Source organism: Thiocystis violacea, from assembly GCF_016583575.1.
Lineage (GTDB): Bacteria > Pseudomonadota > Gammaproteobacteria > Chromatiales > Chromatiaceae > Thiocystis > Thiocystis violacea.
The window spans coordinates 20,943-31,675 of the sequence record NZ_NRRG01000053.1 but is presented as its reverse complement, the minus strand read 5'-3'; the positions used below and the strand labels follow the sequence as shown (position 1 = coordinate 31,675).

Annotated in this window: 6 protein-coding genes; all 6 read right to left on the bottom strand. The window is 63.5% G+C overall.

The features are described 5' to 3' along the window. Nucleotides 1–238: 238 nt before the first annotated feature. The 6 genes from CKO27_RS19520 to CKO27_RS19495 all read right to left on the bottom strand — a co-directional run bounded on the left by CKO27_RS19520 (nucleotide 239) and on the right by CKO27_RS19495 (nucleotide 10,575). Nucleotides 239–3,409 carry a glycosyltransferase gene (locus CKO27_RS19520; RefSeq protein WP_200376592.1) on the bottom strand — a complete coding sequence of 1,057 codons (3,171 nt, stop codon included), beginning with the start codon at nucleotides 3,407–3,409 and terminating at the stop codon, nucleotides 239–241. 36 nt (nucleotides 3,410–3,445) lie between these two features. Further along, on the bottom strand, nucleotides 3,446–5,539 hold the full coding sequence (locus tag CKO27_RS19515; RefSeq protein ID WP_200376591.1) for a methyltransferase domain-containing protein: 2,094 nt from the start codon (nucleotides 5,537–5,539) through the stop codon (nucleotides 3,446–3,448). After that, on the bottom strand, nucleotides 5,532–6,833 hold the full coding sequence (locus CKO27_RS19510) for an ABC transporter ATP-binding protein (protein ID WP_242471014.1): 1,302 nt from the start codon (nucleotides 6,831–6,833) through the stop codon (nucleotides 5,532–5,534). Before CKO27_RS19510 ends, CKO27_RS19515 begins: the two co-directional genes overlap by 8 nt. A gap of 24 nt (nucleotides 6,834–6,857) precedes the next feature. After that, on the bottom strand, nucleotides 6,858–7,652 hold the full coding sequence (locus CKO27_RS19505; protein ID WP_200376590.1) for an ABC transporter permease: 795 nt from the start codon (nucleotides 7,650–7,652) through the stop codon (nucleotides 6,858–6,860). A gap of 101 nt (nucleotides 7,653–7,753) precedes the next feature. Continuing rightward, nucleotides 7,754–9,829, bottom strand: coding sequence for a DUF4214 domain-containing protein (locus CKO27_RS19500; RefSeq protein WP_200376589.1), 2,076 nt, complete (start codon nucleotides 9,827–9,829; stop codon nucleotides 7,754–7,756). Between the two features lie 56 nt (nucleotides 9,830–9,885). After that, nucleotides 9,886–10,575, bottom strand: a complete 690-nt coding sequence (locus tag CKO27_RS19495; protein ID WP_200376588.1) for a hypothetical protein — start codon at nucleotides 10,573–10,575, stop codon at nucleotides 9,886–9,888. Nucleotides 10,576–10,733 lie beyond the last annotated feature (158 nt).

Below are 10,733 nucleotides of genomic sequence, written 5' to 3'. Positions count from 1 at the left end.
GGCTGGGTCATGCTGGTCTCTTTTAGGGTGTGTAATCAATTGTCTTCGTAGTGGGATCGTCCGTCCGGCCAGGGTTCCAAGCTCGAATCAACGCGCGCGACGCGGATGTCGTGCGGCATTCTTGTAGGGATGAAGGGGTTCTTGAGTCTCCGCGCTTTTTCCTGGCAACGAGAATTGATGACAGGCTTTCAGCTTCGGAGATTGGCTTCCTGCTTGGTCGGCAGGAGGTTGCTTAGTTTTAAGCTTTGGAGTTTGGAGGATGGGTTTCGCTTTGCTCTACCCATCCTACGAGGGGTTCCTTGGGTTCTTGGTCGGTCAGCAGGAGGTCGCGTAGGCGGGTGGCGCTGTGGGTCCAGGTGGGGGTGCTCAGGCCGTGGCTGGACGGCGCCTGATCCGCTCGCCAGGCGGCGAGCCAGGCGCGCAGGCTGTCGGCTAGCCGCGTGCCCTCGGGGTCGGGCTCGGCGTCGAAATACCAGGCGTGCGGGCCGGCGATCTCGCGGAAGACGGGGATGTCGCGGGCGATCAGGGGCAGGCCGTGATGGGCGGCTTCGATCAGCGGCAGGCCGAAGCCTTCGCCCTCGGCGGCGGCCAGCAGCGCGCTGGCGCGACGGTAGAGGGCGGCGAGGGTGGCGTCGTCGACGTCCTGGGGCCAGAACAGTCGGCGGTCGCGCTCCGGATGGGTGCGCAGCCAGTCGACAGAGGCGCGGATGGGCCGGCGCTCCGCCGGGGTGTCATTGGGCCAGCCTTCACGACCGACGACGATCAGGTTGAGATCGAGCCCATCGGCCCAGAGGCGCTCCAGGGCGGCGAAGACCTGGGCGTGCCCCTTGCGTGGCTCGATGGTGCCGACCATGAGCAGGCTGGGACGCGCGGCCAGGGCCGGCTCCAGGTTCGGGCCGAGGGCGGGATCCGCCGCCCCGAGCGGGAGAAAGTCGGCGCCGTTATGGGAGACGCGCAGAAGCGGTGGATCGGCGCCCTCCCCGTCTCCCCACCAGGCGGCCAGCTCCGCGGCGGTGGCCGAGGAGACGCAGACGCAGCCATCCGCGAGACGCGCGAGCGCGTCCAACCATTGGCGCACGAGCGGCGGCAGGTGGCCGGGAAACCACTGGGGGTGCGTGGCGGGCAGGATGTCGTGGACCATGAACCAGACGCGCACACCGAGTCGGCGCCAGCCGGCGATTTGTTCCTGGTGTTTAAGGATGGCGTGAGGCGCCCAGTCCAGCCCGAGGAAGAGATCTCCAGCGCACGGCAGGAGGGGTTCGGCCGGCAGCGCCTCCGGGGCCAGTCCATGGGCGCTCAGGACATAGTCCCAGGCGTGGCGGTAGCCGTCGCCGGCGGCGCGCACCGGCACGAGGCGCGCGGCGATGTCGGGATCGCGCAGCAGCGCCATCAGCAGGGCTTGGGTGACCCGCTCGATGCCGGTCACATGCGGGGCCTCGCGCAGGGCGGTGATGTCGAGATACCAGCGGCCGGGGCCGTCACGGGGCGCGAGCCGGGCGAGGGGTTCGAGCAGGGCGTCAAGTTCGGCGGGCGTCGCCGCGACGCCGGGCAGGCGGCCGAGTCGATCGATGAGCCGACGGTAGTCCGCCACCGGGCTCTGGCGCGCGCACCGCTCCAGCACGTCGCGATAGGCCGCGGCCACGGCCACCGGGTGATGGTGGCGAGCGATGTCCGCGCGCCCGCGCCGCGCCATTTCGGCGCGGCGGACGGGATCGGCGTGGAGCGCGGTAAGCGCCGCGCTGAGTTCGGCGGTCGAGCAGGCGTCCGCCAGCTGGTGGACGGTCTCGGTGGAAAAATCGGCCATGCTGCCGTGGGCGTTGAGCATGAGGGGCAGCCCATGGGCGAGACAGTCGAGCACGGTGCGCGAGGTCTCGCCGCGATCGAGCGCGCGCAACTGGACGGCGAGATCGGCGCCATCCAGCCAGTGGCGATAGTCGGCCGGGCTGATGAAGCCGGTCACCCGGATCGGCGCGCCCCGAGGGCGAGCAGGCAGGCGGGCTAGAATGCGCTGGCCGTAATCGCCATCGGCATTCTGACCGACGAAGACCAGGCGACAGTCGCGGCGCTCGCTCAGGGGGCTGGCGAGCCAGGCGTCGATCAGGTCCAGGTTGCGCTTGCTCGGCCCGAGATAGCCGAAGGCGCAGACGATGAAATCGGTCTCGGCCAGCCCGAGCGCGGCGCGCGCGGCGCTCCGGTCCGTGACTGGAACGGGGCGGCGCGGATGCGCGACCCAGTGGAAGCGCTCGACCAGCCCTGGGTCGAGCCAGTCACGCGCTAGGGCGGTGCCATGCGGGGAGTGGACGATCACGCCGGTGGCGGCGGCGAGCTGGTCGCGATTGGCCGGAAAGCGCCAGAGCGCCGCCTCGGCGCCCTGCTCGGCCAGCGTTCGCAGCGCCGGCCAGCCGTGGGCGGCGAACAAGGCTTGATTCAGGGCGAAAGGCTCGCCGCCGGCGAGCTGGCGCCAGCCGTGGAGGTGCCCGAGAAAGAAATCATGCAGGACGACGACGCCCGGATGCTCGTGCAGCAGCTCTGGCATGTGGGCGTGGAAATGGGAGTTGCCCAACTGATAGAGGATGCGGTCGAAGCGATGCGCGCTGGCGCGAAAGGCCGTCAGGCCGATGGTCGGGAAAACGGCGCTCAACCAGGGATCGGTGGTCGGATCGGCGGCGCTGACCAGGGTGATGCGGTAGTGACGGGCCAGCTCGGGCAGCAACTCGGCGCTGTAGTCGGCGATCCCGGAACGCTCGGGCGGCAGCGGCGAGAGGAAGGCGAGCGTCGGGCGCGAATCGACGGCTGGAGCGCGCGGGCGCGCGGAGCCGGCGACCAGGGCCGGCAGGGCTTGCAACAGCTCCTGGGCGCGATCGGCCGGGGTGGCGGTCGTGAAATGGCGCACGTCGGAGGCGGCCAGCAGCAGCCGGTCGACCAGCGCGCGGGCGGTTTCTGGCTCATCGACCCAGATGGCGGTGAGGCTTTTCAACCACTGCCAGTGGCGCGCCAGCGCGGGCCGCTGTTGCGTTTGCGCGTGTGGATCGGCGGCGGGAGACGGAACCAGGGGTCCGGTCGTGATCCAGGAGACACCCGCGACCAGCGGGGGCGGTTCGGGCGCCTGGGTGGCCGCTCCCATGCCGGGGGTCCAGACGATGTCCGGCGCCAGTTGGGCGATGGCCGCCGATTCGAGCAGTTCGCTGGCGACGGAGCGCGGTCCGGCGGGTGCTTGAGACTCCCGGCCCAGGGCTGGAGCCACATGCCTGCGCCAATGCGGCAGGAGACCCCGCCAGGCCGTGCGCGAGGAGTCGGGACGCGCGAGCGGCAGCCAGGCATGGATATCCAGGTCGGAGGCGGCGGCTATGAAGGCACGGACAAGGTCACTGGGCACCGGCTGGTAGCGGCAATCAATCAGGAGACGCATCACACAAGAATCCTTTGCGGCGGTCGTTCCGCCAGGTCAGTCGGCGCGGTGCGCGGCCGCATGGAGGGCGCGACGCAGGCGCTCGATTTGGGCCGGGGCGGCCGGCAATGGGGCCGCTTCGCCCAGCGGCGTGGCGCCTGGACGGGCGCCGGCCAGGAAGAGCCGGCGCAGACGCTCATGCAGGGATGGCGCCCAGCGCAGCAGGCGGAAACCGAGCGCGGCGGACCAGGGGCGGGTCAGGACATAGCGGATAACGGCGGCGAGCCCGGCATGGAACCGCTGACGCCATCCATGGCCCGCCCGTCTCAGAATGGAGCGCACCCGTTGGGGAAGCGTCGGGAGCGCACGCAAGGGGGCGGTCAGACGCCATGAGAGGCTGTGTCGCAGGAGTTGGACCAGGTCTTCGGCGGCGCCCGCCCGCGCCTCGGCGGATCGCCACTGCTCTTGCGCGGATTGCCGCTGGTCTTGCGCGGATCGCCACTGGTCTTGCGCGGATTGCAACTGTTGCCGATAGGCGCCCATCTCCGCCTCTAGGTGCTGGACGAGGACTTCGAGCTGCTCAATCTGGCCGTTCTTCTCGGCCAGGTTTTGCTCAAGTTCCTGGCTCCAGACCAGGAGCAGGGCGTATTGCTGCTCCATATGTTGCCCCTGGACAGCTTGCTCACGTTCCCAACGCAGCTCTCTTATGCAATCCGTATGGATATCCATGGCACGCTCCATTTCTCTCATCCACAAGGACTCGGCAGTCAAAGGTACCAAGCTAACTTCCTCTCCCGCCGACATTGCGGCGCCAAACCTTTCGAGCAAAAACCTGAAGCTCCACTGGTCACGGGGAAGCCCCCAAAGGGCCGCCGCGCACTCTCGATAGGGTGGAGGCAAGCCCCAGGGGCTCATAGCTGCGGAACGTAATGGCTCGGGACGAGATGCCTCTCCAATTAAGATCTCATGAACGAGGAGGAAGAATGCAAGATAAGGATCGCTAGGCCAGGCGCGATCGAACTGAGCGTGAGAGATAGAGCCATAATCCAACAAGACTACTGACTCAGATTCCTGGTCGTCATCCAATACCAACAGATTCCAAAGACGCAGGTCGCCGTGGTACAGACCGCTCTGCTCTAACAGAACGAGTTGCTCCAGGATCTGGCGTACCACGGACCGATGGTCAATCGTCGGCACTTGCCTTAACCGATCAAGCAACAAACTCCCCGGCAGATGCTCCCGCACAAGCCAGCCCTGGTGTTCATGCTCACCGAACGCTTGTAGAGCCGGGAGCCTAAGCCCGGCGGGCGGGTTTTCGAGGAAGGCCGCCTCACGAGCAAGCTCGCCTCGATTGTCGAGTGCGGGATCCGCATCGTAGCGAAAGATTTTTATGAAACGCTCGCCCGACCTGTAATAACGACGCGAGCCGCCGTAGTAGCCGCGAGCAAGTTCATGGGGATCGGTGAAATGGCTGTCGATGCGGCCTGCAAGCGGCGGAAGTAACCAATATTGGTTACTCGCTAAGAACATCGGCCGTTCAATACTGGAAAGATGAGTCGAGTGGCGGGCAATCTCATGAACGAAAGCAAAACCAGAAATGAGCGAATCCGGGGCCTCTGGCAAAGCTGGGGCCCAATAGAGCGGCTCGGAACCGAGCGCCAACTCCAAAATGAAGACTCCCCCACCCTGACCAGCTCGCGCAAGCCAGTCTCGGACCTGATCGGCGCCATGCGCATGGACGAGGTGATGCAGGACGCTCAACCCCAAGACTAAATCATAGGGTTTAGAGGCCATTGTCCGCAGTGCATCCTCGATCAGCCCCTCGCGAAAAGAAACCGCAAGAGTCGGCCGCTCGGCGGCCAGCGCCGAGCACAAGGCAATATTTTCTCGGAGATAATCGACGCCATCGACCAAGGCGCCGCGCTCAGCCAAGCGGAAACAGAAATAGCCCTGCGCGCATCCTAGATCCAAGACACGCAGTGGTCGCCCGTGCAGGGCGTGCAGCAGATCATGCACCATCAAGACGTGATCGAGACGATCGCTACAGGTGCGAGACACGCTGGACGACAACTCCGGGTGTCCATGGATCGGCTGATAAACCTCAGGAAGCGCCGCGACCAACTCGGCCAGTGTCGGTAATGTGTCAGTCATGCGATAGCCGCTCCCAGACATCGAATGTGCCACGCAAATCGGCGATCCCCCAAAATGGAACCGAGCGACCAACGGTGATGATCACGGAGTCGTAACGCCGTTCAAGCGGTATCAGCGTCCGCGCCGGATCGCCCGAGGACACGCCGAAGGAGACCAGGTAGTGTCCTTCGTTCAAGGCCAGAGACAGGGCGAAACGAAACACCAGGATGTCACCCGAGCACACGGCGATGACCGGCGCGCGTCCGCCCGAGGCGCTGAAGGCATTGGTGCCATAGAGAAAGATGCCCTCGATCGTCTTGATCAGGAGCCCTGGCATCACGGCCTCGCAATCGGCATCGAAACGCACCTTGAACAGGAACTCGGTTTCGGCGCCGCTTTCGATGCGGGGTGGATAGGGCTCGCCCTCGGCGACGATGCGGTAGTCGAGGATGACGGCGCCACCCTGGCCCCATCGATGCTCTTCCTTGCGATAACCGGGGCGGGTGTGGAACAGGTCACGCCCGTCCTCGCCCATGGTGGCCGGCGATTCGCCGTCGGTCGCTCGCGCGGGCCTGGCCGTGCCACTCGCCCGACCGAAGAGATCGTCGAGATAGAGGTTGGTGACATGGACTGGAGCGCCGTCCTCGACCAGACGCCCGTCTCGCAGCAGCAGGGCGCGATCGCAATGGGCGACCACGTCGGCTACCGAATGCGTCACCAGGATCAGGGCCATGCCCTGCTCGCGGTAACGGGCGATGCGCTCGAAACATTTGGCCTGGAAATGGGCATCGCCCACGGATAAGACCTCGTCCACGATCAGCAGATCCGGTTTGATGGCCGTGGCGGCGGCAAAGGCCACGCGCGCCTGCATGCCCGTCGAGTAGGTCCGCACCGGCTGGTCGAAATAGTCTCCGATGTCCGCGAAGGCGGCTATTCCCGGCAACGCCTGGTCGATCCGGGCACGGCCCATGCCCATGAGCTCGAGGACGTGACGAGCGTTGCGCCGACCGCTGAACTCTGGGTTGAACCCCATGCCAAGCTCGAGGATGGCGGCGACTCGCCCGGCGACCTGGATCGTGCCCTCGCTGGGCGGCAGCGTGCCGGTGATCATTTTGAGCAAGGTGCTCTTGCCGGCGCCATTGCGCCCGACGATGCCGAGCGACTCGCCGGCCGCGAGATCGAAACGGATGTGACGCAGCACCCAATGCTGTTCCAGCGGCTGAAAGGTGGCACCGAACCATCGGGCGATGCGATGCCATTCGGAGGCGTAGCGGTTGTAGGCCTTGCCGGCATCGTGAACGCGCAAAAGGTTCAAGGGTACGGACTCACCAAAGGGGAACTAGAGGACATCGACCATTTCGCTGCTGGCGCGACGGAAGGTGAAGAGCGCGAGCCCCAGGAGGGCGGCCACGGCCAAGGCCAGGATGACGATCAGGTCGAGGCGCGGAACCCGATCGAAAACCAGCACGTCCTGATAGGCGGTCACGAGCGGAAAGAGCGGATTATAGGACAAGAGTACCCGCAGCTGTGGCGGAAGAATCTCCGCCTGATACACGATCGGCGTCAGCCAGAATCCGAACTGGAGCGCGATGGGCACAACCTGGGCGATGTCACGCACAAAGACGTTCAGACATCCCAGGATGATCCCAAGCGCCAAGGCCATCCCCAGGGTAAGCAGAACCAGCGGGGGGAGCCAGATGATCTGCGCGCCCGGCCAATGCCCGATCAGACCGAAGATCAGGAAAATGGCGACGAGGAGCAACAGGTTGTCGATCAGGGCCACGCCGGCCACGATCAGGGGCAGGCTGATGCGCGGAAAGACGACCTTCTTGAGCAGATTGCCGTTATCGATGAAGAGCGTCAGGCTGCGGGTCAGAATATCGGTGAAAAGCGCCCAGGCGGCGATTCCGGCCGTGAGATAGATGGCATAGGCAAAGGGGGTGTCGATGCCCTGCATCCTGGCCGCCAGGACGGAGGACAACACCAGCGCATAGATAGCCACCATCGCCAGCGGATTCAGAATGATCCAGGCGGCACCGAGCCGGCTGCGGGAAAAACGCGCGAGGAAGACGTTGGCGATGGCCCCGGCGATGTAGGACCGAAACCGCCAGGCACTTGTGAAGAGACCGCTCAAACGCTCCATATCAAGACGAGGACAAGCTTGAATCCTAAAGATGGAGAGGCGGCACCGCCATCATTCGCGGCGCCGCCTCGACGGCGACCTAGCGGAAAGCGCTAAAAACGGGTGGCATATTCGTCGGAGACGAGGAAGCCATTGATCAACTCGAGTACGGAGCGTCCGGCCTCCAGTTCCTCGACCCAGAAATCAAAGCCACTTGTCTCGGGCGCGCGCCGCAGCATGCCGATGTACATCATGGTGACCTGCACCCAGCTATCGCTCCTGCCGCGGTATTCGGACGACTCGGAAAAACCAATCATCATTTCACCGCGCGTCACGCCATTTTCCAACTGGGCGATCCAGAAATCACGACCCGTGGTTTCCGGGGCTCGTCCGAGCACGTTCTGATATACCAGGTCCACGAACTCCGCGTCATCCAGCGCGCCATAGGTCGCGATGAATTCAGCCGATTCGGCGAAGGCCTGCGACATATCGCCGAGACCGGCCCCGGCCCGGAACTGCTGAATCCAGTAATTCAACCCGGCGTAGTCCGGTATGCGATCGAAATAGGCGAAATAGAGCCTGGCCAAGGGGGCGATGTTGTCCTGAAATTCAGCCGACCCGAAGAAGCTATCCACTACTTGGGCGCGGGTAACGGAACCGTTTTGCAGTAACGCGGACCAGTAGTTGATCCCAGCCGACTCTCCCGGCCGCCCGAGAAAGTCCAGGTATTGCTGAGCGGTAAAGTCATAGGGATCATCAAGAACTCCAGTTCCGCTCGTCGTCACGGCGATGGTGTTAGAGTATCCGCTAAAACCCGAGTCGTTGTAAGCGCGAACTCGATAGTAAAAGGTTGTATTCGGCCTATCATCCCATTTGACTTCGCTGCTGGTAAGATCACCCAGCTTTGTATCGAAGGACTCCCCCGGAAAACCGAAGCTGCTATTGGTTGAGACATCCAGCCAATAACCCGTGGCGCCGCTGACACTATTCCATCGGGCCGTGAAGCCCGAGCTGGTCACATCGGTCGCGGAAATCGCGACCGGCGCCGCTGGAGCGACAGCCGCGCCACCCGTGACCACGTATACGATATTCGAATAATCGCTCGCCCCGGAATCATTATAGGCTTGCACACGATAGAAATAACCGCTGCCGGGATTCAGACCGGACAATAGGGTGCTGGTCGCGTTACCCAGGTCTATCTCGATGTCGTCAAACCACCCCAGATCCTGGGGTTCATAGTGTTGCGTATAGTTCAAGCGGTAGCCCGTGGCGCCACTGACCGCGCTCCATCTGGCCATGAAGCTGGTGCTGGTAATGTCCGTCGCCGCAAGCGCCACGGGCACCGTCGGCAGCGTCGTGTTCACGGAGGCCCTGTAGGCGGCGACAATGTCGCCAGTCTCGCGCAGCAAACGCGCATTGTCTCCATTGTTCGCATCTCCGGCCGGCACTCCCTGATGGATCCTGAGAGGCGTCGAGAACAAGGGGGCTTCCTGGTAGTTATTACCGTGGCCATCATCGTTGTAGGCCATGATGGTGTGGTAGTCGGTTCCATTGGTACCGGTGAAGTACCAGCCCGCCGAATAAACCCCGTCAAGATCGGCGTTTGGACCAGGATCCGAGGTTTGGTACTTGGAGTGATGCGCGCCCAGATTGTGACCGACCTCGTGCGTCAGGGTGTGACTGATCGCGACCGAGCGGATGGCATTCACCGTGTGAGCATAGTTGGCATGACCAGACCAACTCGAAAGCAGATATCCCTGCCCGACGTAGCCGTAGTCATAACCATGATCGATCAGCATCGCGACCAGATCGGCACCATAGGTATCGCGGGCGGCCGCGACGGCGGCGAAGGCACCGCTCCCTGCCTGCAAGGCGCTCAGATCGGCCGACAAGGGCGTCGACAGACTGGATTTCGTCGTGTAATCGACCGACATGGAATGCACGAGCCGGAAGCTGATGGAGACACCCGTGTTCTGCATGGCCAGATTCATGCGGTTGACGACGTCCTGGGAAAAGGCCGCCATGCCACCGTTGGAGCCGACCCAGGTAGTCGCTGTCGTGTCATACACGAGCATGACATCGACCGTGGCGGCCTGAGCCGCGCGCCCCCAGGGCAGGATGGCGAATAAGAATAAGAGCGTGAATATTGAAAACCGCGACCTGGACAATCCGCTTCCGGAACGTTCCATGGCAAATCCCTCTCGATGGATTCTTGACAAAGGCATGGCTATCATCATCCCTGGCATCAATCCAGCGGAGGAATGAGAGGGGTGGAGTGAATCACGGCCGGCCTATTGCGAAGATCATATTCGGTGACCTGGCCAATACCCGTTTCGGTGTCTCCAGTGACACGATAAAGGTAAACGCCATTCGGATCGCTGAAGGTCATCAGATAGGTCTCTGGCGTGACCGTCAATGAGAAGGTGGACAGGTCGCTGTCTGGAAGATGCCCGTTGAGCGACAGGGTATTCGGGTCCGGGCGTGATTCGGAGGCCACGACGATCTCGACATAGGCGTCGGGAAAGAACTCGACCGCGAGCGATCTGGAAGCCAGCGATCCTGGGGCAAAGGACTGCCGCCCCGCGGCACCGGCCATGGGTAGGAGGCGATCGGTTCCCAGGATGACATCACCCGTCCGGGTCGCGAATGACTCGGCGGGGGCCTTGACCGAGCCCTCTGCTTTAAGTCCGGAACTCGGCGAACTGGCGCTTGAACGCAAGATATCCAGCATGGCGTCGCTTGCCGCTCCAAGACCCGGCAGTAGCATGGCCACCGCGAGGAACGCCGCCGCGTAACCGCCGCGCAAGATTGGCCGGGTATTTAGTGCCCCGCCTGGATTCATGGGCGTTCGCCCAGGATCAAATAGTCTTCCAGCTTGGGAGGAAGGCGAGCCGGAACTATCCGCCAAATCGATCGAACCATGAATCCAAAGCATTTTTCCAACCTCCAACTGTTGAGTGACGCATTCGGAAACCTCGGTCTGGAATGCGATATCCAGTGTACAACAGCGCTAAAAGGGTCCATCGGCTTTCAGATCGAAATCTGACGGGCTTCGCATTTCAGACGAACCTGTCGAGCCTCCAAGGACTCGAC